16 protein-coding genes are annotated in these 19992 nt (G+C 74.2%); 7 read left to right on the top strand and 9 right to left on the bottom strand.

Annotation, left to right across the window (positions count from 1 at the left end; translation table 11 throughout):
• The 6 genes from ACIQOV_RS01580 to ACIQOV_RS01555 all read left to right on the top strand — a co-directional run.
• A partial coding sequence (locus ACIQOV_RS01580; protein ID WP_401043641.1) for a dienelactone hydrolase family protein occupies positions 1 to 245 on the top strand: 245 nt, incomplete at its 5' end.
• A 62-nt stretch (positions 246 to 307) separates the two neighbouring features.
• Positions 308 to 1024 carry a TVP38/TMEM64 family protein gene (locus tag ACIQOV_RS01575; RefSeq protein WP_380549738.1) on the top strand — a complete coding sequence of 239 codons (717 nt, stop codon included), beginning with the start codon at positions 308 to 310 and terminating at the stop codon, positions 1022 to 1024.
• Positions 1025 to 1091: 67 nt separating this feature from the next.
• Entirely contained in the window at positions 1092 to 1604 is a 513-nt protein-coding gene (locus tag ACIQOV_RS01570) for a DinB family protein (RefSeq protein WP_401043638.1), read from the top strand.
• 282 nt (positions 1605 to 1886) lie between these two features.
• Positions 1887 to 2279 (top strand): cell division protein SepF, encoded by a 393-nt coding sequence (locus ACIQOV_RS01565; RefSeq protein WP_359913654.1) that lies wholly within the window; start codon positions 1887 to 1889, stop codon positions 2277 to 2279.
• 204 nt (positions 2280 to 2483) lie between these two features.
• Entirely contained in the window at positions 2484 to 3119 is a 636-nt protein-coding gene (locus ACIQOV_RS01560) for a TetR/AcrR family transcriptional regulator (RefSeq protein ID WP_401043635.1), read from the top strand.
• Entirely contained in the window at positions 3116 to 4687 is a 1572-nt protein-coding gene (locus ACIQOV_RS01555) for an MFS transporter (protein WP_401043632.1), read from the top strand. Before ACIQOV_RS01560 ends, ACIQOV_RS01555 begins: the two co-directional genes overlap by 4 nt.
• Before the next feature lie 66 nt (positions 4688 to 4753).
• Here ACIQOV_RS01555 and ACIQOV_RS01550 read toward each other — a convergent pair whose 3' ends face one another.
• The 9 genes from ACIQOV_RS01550 to ACIQOV_RS01510 all read right to left on the bottom strand — a co-directional run bounded on the left by ACIQOV_RS01550 (position 4754) and on the right by ACIQOV_RS01510 (position 18384).
• On the bottom strand, positions 4754 to 7231 hold the full coding sequence (locus tag ACIQOV_RS01550; RefSeq protein ID WP_401043629.1) for a SpoIIE family protein phosphatase: 2478 nt from the start codon (positions 7229 to 7231) through the stop codon (positions 4754 to 4756).
• 146 nt (positions 7232 to 7377) lie between these two features.
• The gene (locus ACIQOV_RS01545) at positions 7378 to 7998 is read right to left on the bottom strand and encodes a TetR/AcrR family transcriptional regulator (protein ID WP_401043627.1); all 621 of its coding nucleotides are present in this window, start codon (positions 7996 to 7998) and stop codon (positions 7378 to 7380) included.
• 113 nt (positions 7999 to 8111) lie between these two features.
• Positions 8112 to 9710, bottom strand: a complete 1599-nt coding sequence (locus tag ACIQOV_RS01540) for a 4-coumarate--CoA ligase family protein (protein WP_380549725.1) — start codon at positions 9708 to 9710, stop codon at positions 8112 to 8114.
• A gap of 345 nt (positions 9711 to 10055) precedes the next feature.
• Positions 10056 to 11243 (bottom strand): acyl-CoA dehydrogenase family protein, encoded by a 1188-nt coding sequence (locus ACIQOV_RS01535; protein WP_401043623.1) that lies wholly within the window; start codon positions 11241 to 11243, stop codon positions 10056 to 10058.
• 12 nt (positions 11244 to 11255) lie between these two features.
• Positions 11256 to 13232, bottom strand: a complete 1977-nt coding sequence (locus ACIQOV_RS01530; RefSeq protein ID WP_401043620.1) for an acetyl/propionyl/methylcrotonyl-CoA carboxylase subunit alpha — start codon at positions 13230 to 13232, stop codon at positions 11256 to 11258.
• Positions 13233 to 13247: 15 nt separating this feature from the next.
• Positions 13248 to 14846 carry an acyl-CoA carboxylase subunit beta gene (locus ACIQOV_RS01525; protein WP_401043617.1) on the bottom strand — a complete coding sequence of 533 codons (1599 nt, stop codon included), beginning with the start codon at positions 14844 to 14846 and terminating at the stop codon, positions 13248 to 13250.
• Positions 14843 to 16585: an acyclic terpene utilization AtuA family protein gene (locus tag ACIQOV_RS01520; protein ID WP_401043615.1), complete on the bottom strand. Its 1743-nt coding sequence runs from the start codon at positions 16583 to 16585 to the stop codon at positions 14843 to 14845. Before ACIQOV_RS01520 ends, ACIQOV_RS01525 begins: the two co-directional genes overlap by 4 nt.
• 181 nt (positions 16586 to 16766) lie before the next feature.
• Positions 16767 to 17723 carry a helix-turn-helix transcriptional regulator gene (locus tag ACIQOV_RS01515; protein ID WP_401043612.1) on the bottom strand — a complete coding sequence of 319 codons (957 nt, stop codon included), beginning with the start codon at positions 17721 to 17723 and terminating at the stop codon, positions 16767 to 16769.
• A 109-nt stretch (positions 17724 to 17832) separates the two neighbouring features.
• Positions 17833 to 18384, bottom strand: coding sequence for a pyridoxamine 5'-phosphate oxidase family protein (locus ACIQOV_RS01510; RefSeq protein ID WP_401043609.1), 552 nt, complete (start codon positions 18382 to 18384; stop codon positions 17833 to 17835).
• A gap of 294 nt (positions 18385 to 18678) precedes the next feature.
• On the opposite strand from ACIQOV_RS01510, the gene ACIQOV_RS01505 reads away from it, so the two are divergent.
• Positions 18679 to 19911, top strand: coding sequence for a C40 family peptidase (locus ACIQOV_RS01505; RefSeq protein WP_401043606.1), 1233 nt, complete (start codon positions 18679 to 18681; stop codon positions 19909 to 19911).
• The last annotated feature ends 81 nt before the right edge of the window (positions 19912 to 19992 follow it).

Below are 19992 nucleotides of genomic sequence, written 5' to 3'. Positions count from 1 at the left end.
CCACCCAACTGGCCGGGGGGCTGACCGCCCCGGTGCTCGCCTTCTGGGGCGGCGCCGACGAGCACATCCCGGCCGCCACCGTCGAGGCCTTCGACGCGGCGCTCACCGCGGCCGGCTGCCCCCACGAGTTCGTCAGCTATCCGGGGGCACCCCACAACTTCTTCGAGCTCGCCGCCGTCGAACACGCCGACGCGGCCCGTGACTCGTGGCAGCGCCTGCTGGGGTTCCTCTCCCGACCGAGCTGAGGTCCGTCCCGCGGGTCGGCCCGGGGCGCCGGCGGGGCCCGGGCACCGGTTAGGCTCGGGCGGTGTTCGAGCCCGATGCCGTTCCCGTGCCGCCCGCCGTGCCGCAGGCGCCCGCCGTCGCACCGCGTTCCCCGTGGTGGCGGTTCGCGCTGCTGGTGGTGGTGCTCGCGGCGACGGCCGGGTCGCTGCTGCTGTGGAGCCCGACGGAGCTGCTGTCCGGCGGGCTGGCGGACCGGATGCCGGGGTACTGGTTCGGCCCGCTGTTCGCCCTGGTCTACGCGGTGGGGACGCTCGCCTTCGTCCCCCGGCCGGCGCTGAACGCGGTGGCCGGTCTGCTGCTCGGCATCCAGCAGGGCGTGCTGCTGGCGGTGCTCGGCACCACCGTGGGCGCGGCCCTGGCCTTCGGGCTCGGCCGGGGCCTCGGCCGGGAGGCGCTGCGCCCGTACCTGCGCGGGAAGGTGCTCGGGGCGCTGGACCGGCGGTTCACCGAGCAGGGCTTCCGCAGCGTGCTGGTGCTGCGGTTGCTGCCCGGCATGCCGTTCCAGGCGGCCAACTACGGCGCCGCCTTCTCCGGGGTCCGCTTCCTGCCCTTCGTGCTGGCCACCGCGATCGGCGTGGTGCCGACCACCGCGGTGTACGTCACGGCGGCGGCCAGCGCGGGCCGGCCGGGCTCGGCGGCCTTCCTGCTGTCGGCGGGGGTGATCGCCCTGCTGGTGCTGGGCAGCGTGGTGGGCCTCTGGCGGACGGTCCGGACCCGCCGCCGGGCGACGGCCGGCTGAGCCTCGCCACGGGGCCGGGAGCAAAATCGCTCGCGCCCGCGCGCGGCCGGACGCCAGGATGGCGCGCATGACCGAACCGAACCCGCGGGTGGACCCACCGATGACGGCCGACGAGGCCGCCACCCTGACCGCCTTCCTCGACTACCACCGCCGCACCCTCGCCCTCAAGTGCGAGGGTCTGACCGACGACCAGCTGCGGCTGCGCTCCGTCCCGCCGTCCAACCTCTCGCTGCTGGGCCTGGTCCGGCACATGGCCGAGGTGGAGCAGTACTGGTTCCAGTCCGTCCTGCTCGGCGGGGAGATCGCCGGGCACTTCTGGACCAAGGAGCACGAGGACGCCGACTTCGACGACGTCGACACCGCCGACGTCGCGGCCGACTTCGCCACCTGGCGCGCCGAGGTCGAGGCCGCCCGCCTCGCCGCCGCCGGCCTGCCGCTGGACACCGTCGCCAAGAACCCGCGCCGGGGCGAGCCGGTGACGCTGCGCTGGATCCTCACCCACATGATCGAGGAGTACGCGCGACACAACGGCCACGCGGATCTTCTGCGCGAATTGATCGACGGCGCGACCGGCGAGTGACGCGACGGGTGAAATCGTTTCCTCATTGTTGACAGAAGGTCAATTAAGCCGTGACCGCGACCGATAAGGTCAACGCGCGCAACCGTACGGTGCCGCGCCGCGTCACTGGAAGTGCCCGGGTTCGCCCGGGTTTCCGGCGCGGCACGACTCGTACGGGGGTTGCGAGCGGGCACGGGACCGGTGAACAGTGCGATACTCGGACAGTTCCGACGAGTGGATGACGTGTCAAGAACGGCACGCGACCCCGGGGGACCAGGACGGGACGAGGCAGGGAGGCGCGGCATGGGAGCACTTCGCGACGAGCACCACAACGGGTGGCTGATGCCCTCGGGGAACTACCCGGCCGCGGTGTACGACGACGAGTGGGTGGATCAGGAGACGGTTCCGGCCGCCCCCGCGCCCACGAAGATCGTCTCCCTGCGGCCGACGGGCTTCGAGGCGGCCCGGACGGTCGGTGAGCACATCCGGGCGAGCATCCCGGTGGTCATGGACCTCACCGAGATGAACGAGGCCGAGGCCAAGCGCATGGTCGACTTCGCCTCCGGGCTGATCTTCGGCACCAGGGGCGGCATCGAGCGGATCGCCCGGAGGGTCTTCCTTCTCACCCCGGCCGACGTCGAGGTCATGGTGATCGACCGCCCGATGGACGAGACCGGCTTCTACAACCAGAGCTGAGGCCGGAGCCGGCCCGCCGCCGCCCGGCGGCGACCGAACGCGGCGGCCGGCGACGACAGCCGGACACGGCGGCACCCCGGACCGGGGACGGTACACCCACCGTCCCCGGTTTTTTGCTGCCCGCGCACCGAGACCCGACGCCTCACCTGAGAGCTCGAACAAAAGAATGAGACATCCACGTCTCATGTGAACTAGACTCGATGCATGGCCACCGATCGCGACACCGTCCTGGAAGCCGCCGTCGGCGTCCTCTCCCGCCGCCCGACCGCCCACCTGGACGAGATCGCGCGCGCCGCCGGCATCAGCCGCGCCACGCTGCACCGGCTCTTCCCGGGGCGCGACGCGCTGATCCGCGAGATCGGCCTGCTCGGGCTGCGCCGCTTCGCCTCCGCGCTGGACACCGCCGACGTCGAGCGGGGCGACGCCGAGGCCGCGTTGCGCCGCCTGGTGGACGCCTCCGTCCCGGACGCCATGCTCTGCGCCTTCCTGGCCGGTGAGAACCAGCTCTACGAGCACGAGGACATCAACGACCTCTGGGAGGTCCAGATCGCCCGGCTGCACGCGCTCTTCCTGCGCGGCCAGCAGCAGGGCGTGTTCCGCATCGAACTGAGCGCCGCCTGGCTGAGCGAGGCCTTCTTCGACCTGGTGGCCGGCGTCGGCTGGTCCATCCAGGACGGCCGGCTCGCCCCGCGCGACGCCGCCTTCTCGCTCGCCGAGCTGTTCCTCGGCGGCGCGCTGCGCAGACCGGACACCCGCACCCCCGTCGGCGCCACCGCCCACAGCACCGCCACCCCTGTCCACAGCACTTCCGACCACAGGCCGGACACCGATAAACGATGAACACCCTGACCGCCCGCCAGCGCTGGACCGGCCTCGCCGTCCTCGTCCTGGCCGTGACCGTGGTCGCCCTGGACGCGACCGTCCTCTCCCTCGCCATCCCGTCGATCAGCGAGACGCTGCGCCCCAGCGGCACCCAGCTGCTCTGGATCGGCGACTCCTACTCCTTCGTGCTGGCCGGCCTGCTGGTCAGCATGGGCGCCCTGAGCGACCGGATCGGCCGCAAGAAGCTGCTGCTGGCCGGGTCCGCCGCCTTCGGCGCCGCGTCGCTGCTGGCCGCCTACGCGCCGAGCGCCGGCTGGCTGATCCTGGCCCGCGCGCTGCTCGGCGTGGCCGGGGCGACGATCATGCCGTCCACGCTCTCGCTGATCCGCGGCCTCTTCCCGGACGACCGGGAGCGGGCCACCGCGATCGGCATCTGGGGCGCGGCCGCCACCGCCGGCGCCGCCCTCGGGCCGGTCGTCGGCGGGGTGCTGCTGGAGCACTTCTGGTGGGGTTCGGTGTTCCTGCTGAACATCCCGGTGCTGATCCTGCTGCTGGTGTCCGGCGCCTGGCTGCTGCCGGAGTCCAAGGACCCGAAGCCGGGCCGCTGGGACGTGCTGAGCGTGCTGCTGTCGATGGCCGGCGTGATCGGCACGGTGTACGCGATCAAGGAGGCCGCCGCGCACGGCGTGGACCGCTGGGACGTGCCGGTCACCTTCGTCCTCGGCGCCACCGCGCTGTTCCTCTTCGTCCGCCGCCAGCTGCGGCTGGAGACCCCGCTGCTCGACGTCCGGCTGTTCCGCGACCGGCGGTTCACGGCGGCCGTCTCGGCCTCGCTGATCTCCCTGGTCGGGCTCTCCGGCGTGATCTTCGTGGTCTCGCAGTACCTCCAGCTGGTCCGCGGCTACCAGCCGCTCCAGGCGGGCCTGGCCGAGCTGCCGGCCTTCGCGGGTTCGGTGGCCGGCGGTCTGCTCACCGCCGCGATCGCCCGGCGCTTCGGCGCCCGCAAGGCGCTGACGGCCTGCCTGCTGGCGATGGGACTGGGCGTGGGCGCGCTCGGCTGGCTGTCGCAGGACACCACCTACCTGCTGCTGGCCGCCTCCTTCCTGCTGGTCGGGACGGCCGAGGGCGTGGTCTACACGCTCGGCGCCGACCTGGTGCTGACCGCCGCGCCCGCCGACAAGGCCGGGGCCGCCTCGGCGGTCTCGGAGACGGCGTACGAGCTGGGCACCGCGCTCGGCATCGCCCTGGTGGGCTCGGTGGTCGGCTCGATCTACGCGAACGGGCTGGCGGTACCGGCCGGGACGGACCCGGCGGCCGCCGCCCGGGCCGGCGAATCGCTGGGCTCGGCCGTCGAGACGGCGCAGGGCCTGTCGCCGGAGCTCGCCCGGCCGCTGCTGGCGAGCGCCCGGGAGTCCTTCGTCAACGGCATGAACAGTGCCGGGCTGCTGGCCGCCGCGCTGCTGGTCGGTGCGGCCGTGATGGCCTGGCGGCTGCTGCGCGGGCTGTCCGAGCCGAGGCCCGGGGCGGCGACCGGTTCGCAGGGCGCGGTCGACGCACCGGCCGAGCAGCCGACGGTCACCGCGTAGCAGTGCCCGGGAACGGCCGTTTCCCCCGGGGGAACGGCCGTTCCCGTCTGCCGGAGCGGCCGTTCCCTAGGAGGCCCCGAAGGGCAGCTCCAGCTCCGCCCAGACCACCTTGCCGTCCCGGGTCAGCCGGCTGCCCCAGCGCTGGGCCAGCTCGCTGACCAGGAACATCCCGCGTCCGCCCTCGTCCTGCTCGGCGAACGGGCGCAGCTGGGGCGTCTGGCCGCCGGCGTCGGAGACTTCCACGGTGAGCACCCGGTCGCGGAACAGCCGCAGCCGGCGCGGGGCGTCGGCGTGCAGCAGGGCGTTCGTGACCAGCTCGCTGACCAGCAGCTCGGCGTAGTCGGTGACCGCCGACAGGCCCCAGGCCTCCAGGGTGGCGCGGGTGAAGCGGCGGGCCTTGCCGGGCACCCGGCCCCCGCCGGACAGCGGCAGGGTGGCGATCCGGTCGGCGGGCAGCGGCAGCACCCGGGCCATGATCATCGCGATGTCGTCCTCGGTGCCGTCGGTGACCAGCGCCGCGAGGACGGCGTCGCAGTTCTCCTCCAGGGTCCGGCCGGGGCCGGACAGGGTGCGGGCGAGCAGGTCGATGCCGGCGTCCAGGTCCTGGCCGCGCCGCTCGACCAGGCCGTCCGTGTAGAGCGCGACCATGCCGCCCTCGGGAATGTCGAACTCGATCGACTCGAAGGCCACCCCGCCGACGCCCAGCGGCACCCCGGGCGGCACGTCCACCCGGGCGGCGGTGCCGTCGGGGCCCACCCGGACCGGCGGCAGGTGCCCGGCCGAGGCGATCTGGACGGTGCGCTCCAGCGGGTCGTACACCGCGCAGACACAGGTGGCGAACTGGCCCTCGCCGATCCCCGTGGCGGTCTCGTCCAGCCGGGTGAGGACCTGCTCGGGCGGCATGTCGAGGGTGGCGAGGGTCCGGGCGACGGTGCGCAGCTGACCCATCGTGGCGGCGGCCCGGATGCCGTGGCCCATCACGTCGCCGACCACCAGGGCGACCCGCCCGCAGGACAGCGGCACCACGTCGAACCAGTCGCCGCCGACCTCGCTGACCACGCTGCTGGGCAGGTAGCGGTAGGCGATCTCCAGGCCGAGGGTGCGGTGCACCTCCTGCGGCAGCAGGCTGCGCTGGAGGGTGAGCGCGGTCTCCCGCTCGCGGCGGTAGAGCCGGGCGTTGTCGAGCGCCAGCGCGGTGCGGGCGACCAGTTCCTCGGCGAGGGCGACGTCGGCGGTGGTGAACGGCTCGGGGTTGCGCATCCGGATGAACTCGGAGCCGCCGAGCACCATGCCCCGGGCGGTGATCGGCACCATCAGGTACGAGTGGATGCCCGCCGCTATGCCGGGGGCCACCCGGTCCTCGCTGGCCACCAGGCCGCGCAGCGCCTCCTCGTCCACGTGCGAGCGCAGCAGCGGCTTCCCGCTGCGCAGGCACTGGACGTAGCTGCGGTCCGGGGAGTACTCGGAGGTCTCGCCGACCACGTCCACGGCGTGCGCGAGGCCGCTCTCGTAGGACTCCCCGACGGCGACGGCGCGCAGCGTGATGTTCCGGTCGGAGGGGATCACGGTGGGCTCGGAGCCGCGCAGCACCGGCTCCAGCAGGTCGACGGTGGCGAAGTCGGCGAACCGGGGGACGACCGCCTCGATCAGCTCCTCGGCGGTGCGCTGGAGGTCGAGGGTGGTGCCGATCCGGGCGGTCGCCTCGGCGATGGTGGCGAGCCGTTCCTGGGCGCGGGCGGCGCGGGCCTCGGCCTGGAACCGCTCGGTGACGTCGATGATCGAGGAGCAGACCCCGAAGATCCGGCCGGTGGAGTCCTCCAGCCGGAAGTAGGAGGCGGACCAGGCGTGGTCCCGCTTGGGGTCGCCGGGGACCCTTCCGTGCGAGCGGGCGTCCACCACGGGTTTGCCGGTCCTCAGCACCTGACGCATGATCTGCTCGATCTCGGCGCTGTTGATGCCGGGCAGCACGGCGGATATCCGGCGGCCGAGGTGGGCGGCGACCGGCACCCCGTTCATCCGGGCCAGCGCCTCGTTGATCCGGATGTAGCGCAGTTCGGTGTCGTAGACGGCCATGCCGATCGGCGAGCGGTCGAAGACGCCGTCCAGCACCGCGAGGTCGGCCTCGACGGCGTGCAGGGCGCGGGTGTCGGAGGCGGTGGCGAGCAGCAGCAGGGTGCCGCCCGGGCCGGCGATCGGGTAGGTGCGGAACTCCAGGTCGACCTTGTGGCCGTCGCGGTGGCGCACCGGGAAGACGCCGGACCAGCCGCTGCCACCCATGATCCGCTGGAAGAGGCCGAGCACCTCGGAGCGGTCGGACTCGTCGGTGAGCAGTTGGGCGGCGTAGCTGCCGACGGCCTCCTCGGAGGAGTAGCCGAGCAGGGCCTCGGCGTCCTCGCTCCAGTGCAGGATCAGTCCGTCGTCCTGGAGCAGCACCGTGGCGAGCGGGACGAGCCGATGGCCTTCGGGGTACGTGCCGTCGGAACGTCCGGTGTTGCCGCCCGGTGCCGGGTCGGCGTCGGTCGCGTCCCACTCGTGTCCGTGCATGATCAGGCAGCACCCCGGTTCGGCTCGTGCCCGGCCGGGGGCCTCGCGGTCCGTGCCGGCCGGGATTCTTCTCCAGACTGCACGGACATCGGCCGCCCGGCGACCCCTTGGTCAGGGGGCGTCCGGCCGCTCCGGTTGTACGGGCGTCATGGGCGTACCGGCCGCAGCGTACTCTCCAGAACGCCCGACCACTGCCGGATCACTCCGGAACGCCGGTGGCTGTCGTCGGTGAGCAGGTTGGCGAGGCCCAGTCCGCGGGCGAGGTCCAGTGTGGCCTGCACGGATTCGCGCACGCCGGGGCGGCTCTCGTCGGCGTCCAGGAACTCCACGGCGGCCCGGTGGGCCTCCCGGCCGACGCGGCCCTCCAGGGCGATGATCCGCTCACGCAGCACCTCCTCGGTGGCGGCGGCGGTCCACAGGTGCAGGGCGGCGCGGAACAGCGGGCCGGTGTAGAGGCGCACGATCATGTCGACCACGGCCCCGGTGCGGTCCGGCCCGGCGGCCGGCAGGTCGTCCGCGTGGGCGCGGACGGCTGCCAGCCGCTCGGCGGTGACGTGCTCGACGGCCGCGGTGAAGAGGTCCTCGCGGGTCGGGAAGTGGTGCTGGGCCGCGCCCCGGGAGACCCCGGCCCGCTCGGCGACGACGGTGACGGTCGAGCCGTGCCAGCCGAGCTCGGCCAGGCATTCCACGGCCGCCGCGAGCAGCCGGGCCCGGGTGGCTCGGCTGCGGTCCTGCTGCGGGGCGCGGGCGGCGGGGTGGCTGGTCATGGCGGCGGGCGGTTCCTGTTCCGATCGGGGCGCGGCGGGTCCCGGTCGGGGCGCGGCAGGAAGATCCTCACAGACGGGCGCCGGTCTTCGGCCGCCGGGGCGGCCCGGTCCGGTCAGCGAACGCCGGCGCGCCCGGCCTCGCGGGCGCGCAGTTCGCGGCGGAGGATCTTGCCGGCCGCGGACTTGGGGACGGCGTCCACGAACTCCACCGCGCGGACCTTCTTGTACGGGGCGACCTGCCCGGCGACGTACCCGGTGACCTCCTCCTCGGTCAGGGCGCTGCCCGGGGCGCGGACCACGAAGGCCTTGGGGCACTCGGTGCCCTCGGCGTCCGGGACCCCGATCACGGCGGCGTCGGTGATCTGCGGGTGGCCGAGCAGGACGGCCTCCAGCTCGGCGGGGGCGACCTGGTAGCCCTTGTACTTGATCAGTTCCTTGACCCGGTCGACGATGTGCAGGTAGCCGCGCTCGTCCACGAAGCCGACGTCGCCGGTGTGCAGCCAGCCGTCGGCGTCGACCACCGCGGCGGTCTCGGAGGGGCGGCCCAGGTAGCCCTTCATCACCTGCGGGCCGCGGATCAGCAGCTCGCCGCGCTCGCCGGGGCCGAGGTCGCCGTCGGAGCCGTCCAGGGCGGCGATCCGCAGCTCGGTGGAGGGGACCATCCGGCCGACCGAGCCGGGCGAGGGGTCGCCCTCGCGCGGGGAGACGACGTGGGTGACCGGGGAGAGCTCGGTCATGCCGTAGCCCTGGAGCAGGTGCGGCAGGCCCAGGCGCCGGGCGCAGGCGTCGGCGAGTTCATGGTCCAGCGGGGCGGCGGCGCACAGCAGGTACTCGACGGAGGAGAGGTCGTACTGGTCCACGATCGGGTGCCGGGCCAGTGCGAGGGCGATCGGCGGGGCGACCACCAGGGCCTGCACCCGGTGGTCCTGGACGGTGCGGCAGAACTGCTCCAGGTCGAAGCGGGGCAGCACGACCACGGTGGCGCCGCAGCGCAGCGGCTGGTTGAGCAGCGCGGCCAGCCCGTAGATGTGGAAGAAGGGCAGGACGGCGAGCACCCGTTCGCCCTCGGCGGGGCGGTAGAGGGCGTCGCACTGGGCGAGGTTGGTGGCGATCGAGCGGTGGGTGAGCATCACGCCCTTGGGCAGGCCGGTGGTGCCGCTGGAGTACGGCAGCACGGCGATGTCCTCGCCCGGGTCGATGGCGACCTCGGGGGCGGGGCCGGTGGCGGCCAGCAGGTCGGCGAGCGAGCGGTGGCCCTCGGCGCCGTCCAGGACGACGGTCCCGGCCAGCGGGTGGCCCTGTTCGGCGAGGAGTTCGGCGGCCGCACGGGCGGTCGACAGGAAGGCGGAGACGGTGACCAGCCAGCGGGCGCCGCTGTCGCGCAGCTGGCCGGCCAGGTCGGCGGGCTTGGCGAAGGAGGAGACCGTGGTGACGGTGGCGCCGGCCCTGGTCGCGCCGTAGAAGGCCATCGGGTAGGCGGTCGAGTTGGGGCTGAAGAGGGCGACGACGTCACCGCGGCGCACGCCTGTCTCGGCCAGCCCGGCGGCCACCCGCTCGACGGCGGCGGCGAGTTGGGCGTAGCTGGTGCTCTCGCCGGTGACGCCGTCGATCAGGGCCGGGCGGTCGCCGTACCTGTGCGCGGCGCCGAGTACCGCCTCGTGGATCGGCTGGTCGACCGCGGAGACGTCGGGGAACTCGCTGCGGAACACCAAGGTGAGCCTCCAGTAAGGAAGTTGACGTAGCAACAAAACCGGCGAGCAGTTCCGTGCGGGGCGCGTTCAGGAGCATACGGACAGTCGGGGGTCCGGCTCGGCCATTGTGGGGAACCCGTGACCGTCCCTGCGTGGCGCGGTTGCTCCCGGGGGGCGCCCGACGGGGCGGTGTGCACCACGGGGTCGAATGGACCGTCCGGGTGAGCACCGCCGCCCGCCGCGCCGCTCACCCGGGATCCGGCTCCCCGCGCTCGCGCCCGACGCCCCGGCGACCGCCCTCGGACCGACCGCCGCGCACCGGGGACACCACCGGCGCGCTCGCACACCTGGGCGAGGTCTCGTGCATCAGTACGACTTCGGCAGCCCGAGGGTGTGCTGGGCCACGTAGTTGAGCACCATCTCGCGGCTGACCGGGGCGACCCGGCCGACCCGGGTGGCGGCCAGCAGCGCGCCCAGCCCGTACTCCTGGGTCAGGCCGTTCCCGCCGAGGGTCTGCACCGCCTGGTCGACGGTACGGGCGGCGGCCTCGCCGGCGGCGTACTTGGCCATGTTGGCGGCCTCCCCGGCGGCGAGGTCCTCCCCCGCGTCGTAGAGCAGCCCGGCCTTCTGGGTCATCAGGCGGGCCAGCTCGATCTCCACCGCGCACTGGGCGAGCGGATGGGCCAGGCCCTGGTGGGCGCCGATCGGGGTGGACCAGACCGTGCGGGTCTTCGCGTACTCGACCGCCTTGCCGAGGGCCTGGCGGGCGAGGCCGAGCGAGAAGGCCGCGGTGAGGACGCGCTCGGGGTTGAGGCCGGCGAACAGCTGGAGCAGGCCCGCGTTCTCGTCGCCGACCAGGGCGTCGGCGGGCAGCCGGACGTCGTCCAGGAAGACCTGGAACTGCTTCTCCGGGGCGACGAGCTCCATCGGGATCGCCCGGAACTCGAAGCCGGGGGTCTCGCGCGGGACGACGAACAGGCAGGGCTTCAGCTTGCCGGTGCGGCCCCCACCGGTGTCCACAGTCTCGGTGCGGGCCACGAACAGCACCGCGTCACAGTGGTCGATGCCGGAGACGAACACCTTGCGGCCGGTCAGCAGCCAGTCCTCGCCGTCCCGGCGGGCCACCGTGGAGATCCGGTGGGAGTTCGAACCGGCGTCCGGTTCGGTGATGCCGAAGGCCATCCGGCGGCTGCCGTCGGCCAGGCCCGGCAGCCAGCGGCGCTTCTGCTCCTCGGTGCCGTAGCGGGCTATCACCGTGCCGCAGATCGCCGGGGAGACGATGAGCAGCAGCAGCGGGCACCCGGCGGTGCCGAGCTCCTCCAGGACGATGGCGAGGTCGGTGATGCCGCCGCCCCCGCCGCCGTACTCGACGGGCAGGTTGACGCCGAGGTAGCCGGCCTTGCCGGCGTCCGCCCACAGCTCGTCGGCGGGTTCGCCGGCCCGGGCCTTGGCGAGGTAGTAGGCGGAGCCGTAGCGGCGGCCGAGGTCGCCGACGGCCCGGCGCAGGGCCTGGCGTTCGGGGGTCTCCAGGAGCTGACTGCCGATGGTGGACATGCGGGTCCTTCCTCAGGCTTCGATGGGCTGGACGACGGCCAGCAGGGTGCCGGTTTCGACCTGCCGGCCGGGGGTGGCGCGCAGTTCGACGAGGGTGCCGTCGGCCGGGGCGGCGACGCGGTGCTCCATCTTCATCGCCTCCAGCACCAGCAGCGGCTGGCCGGCGGTGACGGTGTCCCCGACGGCGGCGAGGACCCGGACGACGGTGCCGGGCATCGGGGCGAGCAGCGCGCCGGGCTCGGTGCGGACGGTGGGGGCGGGGAAGCGCGGCAGGGCGGTGAGTACGGTGCCGCCGGCCGGGGTGTCGACGTGCACCCGGTCGCCGTAGCGGGCGACGCGGTAGGTGCGTCGCAGCCCGTCCTCGGACAGCACCACCCGGTCCGGCGCGGCCTCGACGAGTTCGACGTCCGGGTGGTCCTCGGCCAGCAGACCGGCGCGGGTCAGCCGGTAGCGGACGGCCGTCTCGGTGCCGTCCTCGGCCCGGTAGCGCTTGAGCTGCGGCTGCGAGGGCAGGTTGCGCCAGCCGGAGGGCAGCGCGCCGCGGCGGCCGGCGGCGTCGGCGAGGGCGGCGGCCAGCGCGGCGCGGTCGGCGCCCTTGCTGTCCGGGGCGGTGAGTTCGGCCGCGTGCTCGGCCAGGAAGCCGGTGTGCAGCTCCGCGGCCAGGAAGGCCGGGTGGCGCAGGGCGCGCACCAGCAGGTCCCGGTTGGTGGCCGGGCCGTGGATGCGGGCGCGGGCGAGCGCGTCGGCGAGCCGGCGGGCGGCGGCCGCGCGGGTGGGCGCCCAGGCGATCACCTTGGCGAGCATCGCGTCGTAGTGCGGGGTGATCCCGCTGCCGGCCTCCACTCCGGAGTCCAGCCGCAGTCCGGTGCCTCGTCCGGTGGCCGTGCCCGTTCCTGTGCCGGCTCCGGCTCCGGCTCCGGCTCCGGTGAACTCCTGGTACGGGAGCGTGAGTTCGAGCCGGTGCAGGGTCCCGGTCGCGGGCTGCCAGTCCTTGGCCGGGTCCTCCGCGTAGAGCCGCGCCTCGATCGCGTGGCCCCCTGGGGCCGGGGGCTCGGGCGCCAGCGCGTCCCCCTCGGCGACGGCGAGCTGCAGCGCCACCAGGTCCAGCCCGGTGACGGCCTCGGTGACCGGGTGTTCGACCTGCAGGCGGGTGTTCATCTCCAGGAAGAAGAACCGGCCGTCCCCGGTGAGCAGGAACTCCGCGGTGCCGGCGCCCGTGTAGCCGATCGTCCTGGCCGCGTCGCGGGCCGCCGCGTGCAGGCCGGCGCGCACCTCCGCGGGCAGGCCGGGGGCCGGGGCCTCCTCGATCACCTTCTGGTGCCGCCGCTGCAGCGAGCAGTCGCGGTCGCCGACCGCCCAGACGGTGCCGTGGGCGTCGGCCAGCAGCTGGACCTCGACGTGCCGTCCGGCGGGCAGGTAGCGCTCGCAGAACACCTCGTCCGAGCCGAAGGCCTTGGCCGCCTCGGCGCGGGCGGCCGCCAGTTCGCCGGGGAGGTCCGCCAGGCTCCGGACGACCCGCATGCCGCGACCGCCACCGCCCGCCGCGGCCTTGACCAGCAGGGGCAGGTCGGCCTCGGTGGGCTCGGTCAGCGCGCCGAGCACCGGCACCCCGGCCGCGGCCATCAGCTCCTTGGCGGCGGTCTTGGAGCCCATCGCGGCGATCGCGGCCGGCGGCGGCCCGATCCAGAGCAGTCCCGCGTCCAGCACGGCCCGCGCGAAGTCCGCGCTCTCGGACAGGAATCCGTAGCCGGGGTGGACGGCGTCGGCCCCGGCGGCGAGCGCGGCCCGGACGATCAGGTCGGCCCGCAGGTAGGTGTCGGCGGGCGCGGCGCCGGGCAGCCGGACGGCCGCGTCGGCCTCGCGCACGTGCGGGGCGCCGGCGTCCGGGTCGGAGTGGACGGCGGTGGTCGCGATGCCGAGCTCCCGGCAGGTGCGGAAGACCCGGCGGGCGATCTCACCCCGGTTGGCGACCAGCAGATTGGTGATCATCGTCTCGGGGGTCCTTTACAGTCGGAAGACGCCGTAGCCGCGCGCGCCCTCGACCGGCGCGTTGTGGATCGCGGACAGGCACAGGCCGAGCACCGTCCGGGTGTCGCGCGGGTCGATCACGCCGTCGTCGTAGAGCCGGCCGGAGAGGAACACCGGCAGCGACTCGGCCTCGATCTGCTGCTCGACCATCGCCCGGATCGCCGCGTCCGCGTCCTCGTCGTAGGGCTGTCCCTTCGCCGCGGCGGACTGCCGGGCGACGATCGACAGCACTCCGGCGAGCTGCTGCGGGCCCATCACCGCGGACTTGGCGCTCGGCCAGGCGAACAGGAACCGCGGCTCGAAGGCCCGCCCGCACATGCCGTAGTGGCCGGCCCCGTACGAGGCGCCCATCAGGACCGACAGGTGCGGGACCTTCGAGTTGGCGACCGCGTTGATCATCATCGCGCCGTGCTTGATGATGCCGCCCTGCTCGTAGTCCCTGCCGACCATGTAGCCGGTGGTGTTGTGCAGGAAGAGCAGCGGGGTGTCCCGCTGGTTGGCCAGCTGGATGAACTGGGCGGCCTTCTGGGACTCCTGGCTGAACAGCACGCCCTGGGCGTTGGCCAGGACGCCGACCGGGTAGCCGTGGAGGCGGGCCCAGCCGGTGGCCAGGCTGGTGCCGTAGAGCGGCTTGAACTCGTCGAAGTCGGAGCCGTCGACGATCCGGGCGATCACCTCGCGCGGGTCGAAGGGCACCTTGAGGTCGCCGGGGACGATCCCGAGCAGCTCCTCCTCGTCGTACGCGGGCGGTTCGGCGAGCCGGTCCGGGCCGGGGCCGGGCTTGCGGTGGTCGAGCCGGGCGACGATCCGGCGGGCGATCCGCAGCGCGTCCGCCTCGTCCACCGCGAAGTGGTCGGCCAGGCCGGAGACGCGGGCGTGCATCTCGGCGCCGCCCAGCGACTCGTCGTCGGCCTCCTCGCCGGTGGCCATCCTCACCAGCGGCGGGCCGCCGAGGAACACCTTGGCGCGCTCCTTGACCAGCACGGTGTGGTCGGACATGCCCGGCACGTAGGCGCCGCCGGCCGTCGAGTTGCCGAACACCACCGCCACGGTGGGGATTCCGGCGGCGGACAGCCGGGTGAGGTCGCGGAACAGGGCGCCGCCGGGGATGAAGATCTCCTTCTGGCTGGGCAGGTCGGCGCCGCCCGACTCGACCAGGTTGACCAGCGGGAGGCGGTTGTTCAGCGCGATCTCGTTGGCCCGCAGGGCCTTGCGCAGGGTCCAGGGGTTGCTGGCGCCACCGCGCACCGTCGGGTCGTTGGCGGTGATCACGCACTCCACGCCCTCGATCGTGCCGATCCCGGTGACCAGGGCCGCGCCCACCGGGTAGTCGCTGCCCCACGCGGCCAGCGGGGACAGCTCCAGGAACGGGGAGTCCGGGTCGACCAGCAGCTCGATCCGCTCGCGGACCGGCAGCTTGCCGCGCTTGCGGTGGCGCTCCACGTACCTGGGGCCGCCGCCCGCCAGCGCCTTGGCGTGCTCGGCGTCGAGTTCGGCGAGCTTGGCGACCATCGCGGCGCGGTGCTCGGCGTGATCGGGCCCGGCCGGGTCGACACGGGTGGTCAGGACGGTCACAGCGGGGCCTCCGGGCTGTCCAGGAGCAGGGTCGGGATGTCGAGGTCGCGCGAGCGCAGCCACTCCCCGAGGGCCTTGGCCTGCGGGTCGAAGCGGTGCCGGGCGGCGACGCCCTCGCCGAGCAGACCGGTGAGGGTGAAGTTGACCGCGCGCAGGTTCGGCAGAACGTGCCGGGTGACTTCCAACTCCTCGGCTTCCGGCAGGAGTTCGCGCAGCCGCTCGACGGTCAGGGCGTGCGCCAGCCAGCGCCAGCCGTCCGCGGAGCGGGCCCAGACGCCGAGGTTGGCGTCCCCGCCCTTGTCGCCGCTGCGGGCGCCGGCCACCAGGCCGAGCGGGGCCCGCCGGGTGGGGCCGGCCGGCAGCGGTTCGGGCAGCTCGGCCTCCACCGGGCAGGCCTGGTGGGGCTGTTGGGCCCTGGTGGTGACGGGCGCCGGCGGTACGGCGATCCGGCGGCCGTCCGGCAGCACGGCGGTGTGCTCGACGGCCTTCGCGTCGATGTGCGCGGCACTGAACACGCCGTACGGCGCGCCCGGTCCGGGCGGGGCGGTGAGATGGAAGCCCGGGTACCCGGCGAGACCCAACTCGACGGCCGCCTTGCCGAGTTCGCGTCCGACCTTGGCCGGGTCCGGGTCGCGGGCGGCCAGCCGCAGCAGGGCGGAGGCGCCCTCCTCGGTCGGGGCGTCCGGGTGGTCGGTGCGGGCCAGGGTCCAGCGCAGCTCGGCGGGCCGGGCGTCGGACGGCAGGGCGTCGGCGAACTGCCGCCGCACCAGGTCGGCCTTGGCCTCGATGTCCAGGCCGGTGAGGACGAACACCACCTCGTTGAGGTGGCCGCCGAGCCGGTTGAGGCCCGCCTTCAGGGTGGGCGGCGGGGCCTCGCCGCGCACGCCGTCGATCCGGACCCGGTCCGGGCCCTCCCCGGTGAGCCGCACGCTGTCCAGCCGGGCCGTGACGTCCGGGCCGAGGTAGTGCGGTCCGCCGGTCTCGTACAGGAGTTGGGCGGTGACGGTGCCGGTGGTGACGGCGCCGCCGGTGCCCGGATGCTTGGTGATCACGCTGGAGCCGTCGGCGCGCAGTTCGGCGAGCGGGAAGCCGGGCCGGGTGACGTCGTGCTCCCGGAAGAAGGCGTAGTTGCCGCCGGTCGCCTGGGCGCCGCACTCCAGGACGTGCCCGGCCACCACGGCGCCGGCCAGGGCGTCCAGGTCCTCCGGGGTCCAGCCGAAGTGGGCGATCCCGGGGCCGACGACCAGTGCCGCGTCCGTCACCCGGCCGGTCACCACCACGTCGGCGCCGGCGGCCAGGCAGGCGGCGATGCCGAACCCACCGAGGTAGGCGTTGGCGGCCAACAGACCGCCCGGCAGGCCGAGTTCGGCCCGGCGCGGAAGCAGGTCGTCGCCCTCGACATGGCCGACGGCCGTCTCGACCCCGAGCCGCCCCGCCAGCGCCCGCAGCTCCTCCGCGAGCCGGGCCGGGTTGAGGCCGCCCGCGTTGACCACGATCTTCACGCCGCGTTCGCGGGCCAGGCCGAGGCACTCCTCCATCTGGCGCAGGAAGGTCCGGGCGTAGCCGAGCGACGGGTCCTTCAGCCGGTCCCGGGCGAGGATCAGCATCGTCAGCTCGGCCAGGTAGTCCCCGGTGAGCACGTCCAGCGGCCCGCCGGTGAGCATCTCCCGCATCGCCGCGAAGCGGTCCCCGTAGAACCCCGAGGCGTTGCCGATCCGCAGTACCGTGCCGTCGCGCACCAAGGCGCCTCCCCTGCCGGTGAGTTGGGCGCGCCCTCGGTCGGGCGCCACCGGGCAGCAGCGTGGCACCGTCGACAGAAAAAAGCAATCATGCTTGCTTGTTTCCTTGCACCTGCGCTGCTCGCCGCCCTCCGCCGTCGCCGGCCGTGACCGGCCGGGCGCTTCCCCCGGGGGCGGCCGGTCAGGCGTAGCGGGCGGCGGCGCGGCGGGTGGCCTCGGCGAGGCGGGCGCGGAGTTCGGGCGGCTGGAGGACCTCGGCCTCCGGGCCGAGGCGGAGGAGTTCGAAGTAACCGATCTCCCAGGTCTCGACCGGCAGGGTCACGGTGACCCAGCCGTCGGCGTCCGGCGGGCCCGCGGTGGCGAGGGCGTCGGCGGCGGCGGTCGGTTCCAACAGGACGGCGAGGTTCTCCACGGCGAGCGGGCTCAGGCGCACCAGCGCCCGCTCGCGCAGCATGGAGCGGGTGAACTCCCGTGCCGCCGCGGCCCAGTGCTCGGCGAGGTCGAACTCCGGGTCGCGTTCGAACCGCTCCTCGCCGGCCTCGGCGGTCTCGAAGCGGTCCACGCGGTACGAGCCGAACCGGCCGGAGGGCCCGCGTGCCACGGCGTACCACTGCCCGGCCTTCAGGACCAGGCCGTACGGCTCCAGCCGCCGGTCCCGGGTGCCGCCGCGCGCCGCGTAGCGGGCGTGGAGCACACGGTCCTCCCACACCGCGCGCGACACCTCGGCGAGCAGCGCGGGCGTCCCGGCCTCGCGGAACCAGGCCGGTGCGTCGAGGTGGAACCGCTGGACGGCGGCCGCGGGGGCGTCGCCGAGCGCGGCGGCGACCTTCAGCCGGGCGGCCAGGGCCCGCCCGGCCAGGCCCATGTCGCGCAGCGGGCCCGGGAGGCCGGCCAGGTGCAGGACTTCCGCCTCCGCGCGTTCGAGGCCGGTGAGGCGGGTGCGGTAGCCGTCGATCAGTCGGTAGCCGCCGCCCCGGCCGCGTTCGGCGTACACCGGCACCCCGGCCTCGACCAGGGCGGCGACGTCCCGCTGCACGGTGCGCTCGGAGACCTCCAGCTCGACCGCGAGTTCCGCGGCGGTCATCTCCCGCCGGGACTGGAGGAGCAGCAGCAGCGCGATGGCCCGGCTCGCCCGCACGTCGCCCCTTCCGCTCGTCCGTCGTCGGGCGCCCGGTGGTCCCACGGCGGCGCCGGCACCATTCTCGCCGGGCGCGGGTCCGGTGCGGGCGGGTCCTCTGCGGACGGGGTCACGCCTCGTCCGCCTTCCCGCCGGGCACGCCGGCCTCGCCGAGCCTGGCGGGGTCGGGGGCGAACGCGGCCATCCACTGCGGGTGCAGCCGGTAGTAGACCACGTCGTTGTCCCAGTCGAAGGCGTCGGCGCCGTAGAAGTCCTGGAAGTACGCGAGCAGGTCCGGCCAGTCGGCGGCCGGCTCGCCGTCGTGGGGGTTGAGGACCTCCACGGTGCCGTGGGTGAACACGCCCAGGTCCTCCCCGCGCAGGTGGGCGGCGCTGGCGGCGGGCCGGGCGGCGAGGTGCCGCGCCTTGGCGGCGCCCCGGGCGGTGCCGAAGTGCCACGTGCCGTGCAGGAAGTGCCCGTCCACGCCGCTGATCCGGGGCTCGCCCTTCGCCGTCACGGTGGACAGCGCGAGCGTGCACATGCCGGTGAGCACGCCGGTGAGCTGCCCGGCGGTGAGGGTGCGCTCGCTGCTGATGATCGACCGCAGGTGCGCCGTGGAGCGGGAGAGCGAGGTGTCGAGGAGGGCCTGGAGCCGGCGCAGCTCGTCGGGTGTTTCGCGCATGGGGGTCCTTCTTCCGTGCGTCTTTCCGTGGGTCTTCGTGTGTCGTCCCGGCCGGCGCCGTCACGGCGCCGGCCGGTGACCCCACTGTCTCCGCAGAACCCGACATCCTCTGTCGTATTTCCCCCGCGACTTCTCCGGGCGCGGCGGATCACCCCGGCAACACCCTCGCCGCCTGCCGCGCAGTTGCCGGTTTCCGCGCCCGTGACCAGCGAACCGGCAACTACCGGAACCCCAGGATCCGTGTGCCGCCGAACCATTGACCCGGAGTCAGCGCCTCCGGAAAGATTCGCGACCATGACTACGCGCGTAAACCTTCTGTCGCGGTGGCTGGTCGCCCCGCTGCGGTGGGCGGCTCTGCTGTCGGTGCTGGTGTCGGTCGGCGTGTTCTTCGCCGGGGCCGGAGCCGCTCAGGCGGCACCCGCCTGCGGGGTGCTCTCCACCGGCGCGGCGCCGCAGGCGACCGCCGCCGTCCGTTCCGCCTGCGGGCTGATAGGCACCCCGTACTCGTGGGGCGGCGGCCACGGCTCGCAGCCCGGTCCGACGTACGGCCTCTGCGACCCCGCCAACGGCGCCCCCAACGACTGCAACGTCCGCGGCCTGGACTGCTCCGGCATGGTCCGCTACGCCTACGACCTGGCGGTCGGCACGGACGTCATCAACGGCACCACCCGGACCCAGTGGCCGACCTCCCGGGCGGTCGCCCGCTACTACCGGGCGGACGGGACCGCACCGCTGCTCCCCGGCGACCTGGTGTACTTCGGCAACACCGCCTCCACCATCCACCACGTCGCGATGTACCTCGGGCAGGGCTGGATCGTCGAGGCCCCCTACTCCGGCGGCTACGTCCAGGTGGCGGCGCTCTCCTCGCACGGCGACTACTACGGCGCGATCCGGCTGTACGGCCCCGGCAGCACCTCGCCGACGACGCCGCCCACCACCCCGCCTCCGTCGAACAGCGGCCAGTACTGGGTGGACACCAACGCCAACGCGCCGGTGTTCGGTTCCCCGACCTCCACCACGAGCACGGGAACGCTGTACCGGGGCACGAACTACGTCTACTGCAAGGCGTGGGGCCGCGAGGTCTCCAGCGGCGCCGGCTACAACCACTGGTGGCTGAAGACCGACCCGGACAGCGGCCCCGGCGGCCAGTGGGTGTCCGCGTTCTACCTGTCCCGGTGGGGCAACGACGTGGCCAAGGACAACAACGGCACCACCGTCCCCGACTGCCCGGGTGGCGGCACCCCGCCCGCCACCGGCAAGTACTGGGTGGACACCAACGCCACCGCGAACGTCTACGCCTCGCCGACCTCCACCAACGCCACCGGGACGCTGTACCAGGGGACCAACTACGTCTACTGCAAGGCCTGGGGCCGTGAGGTCTCCAGCGGCGCCGGCTACAACCACTGGTGGCTGAAGACCGACTCGGACGGCGGCCCCGCCGGCCAGTGGGTGTCCGCCTACTACCTGTCCCGATGGGGCAACGACGTGGCCAAGGACAACAACGGCACCACCATCCCCGACTGCTAGGACCTGGGCAGGACCCGTTCAGGACCCGTTCAGGACCCGTTCCGGCCGTGCCGGCCGTGCCGCCGCCGAACGGCTCGCCAC

Origin of the sequence: Kitasatospora sp. NPDC091257 (assembly GCF_044757675.1) — a bacterium.
Classification (GTDB): Bacteria; Actinomycetota; Actinomycetes; order Streptomycetales; family Streptomycetaceae; genus Kitasatospora; species Kitasatospora lactacystinica.
The sequence above is the reverse complement of the archived record's forward strand: the minus strand, read 5'-3'. Positions and strand labels throughout refer to the sequence as shown.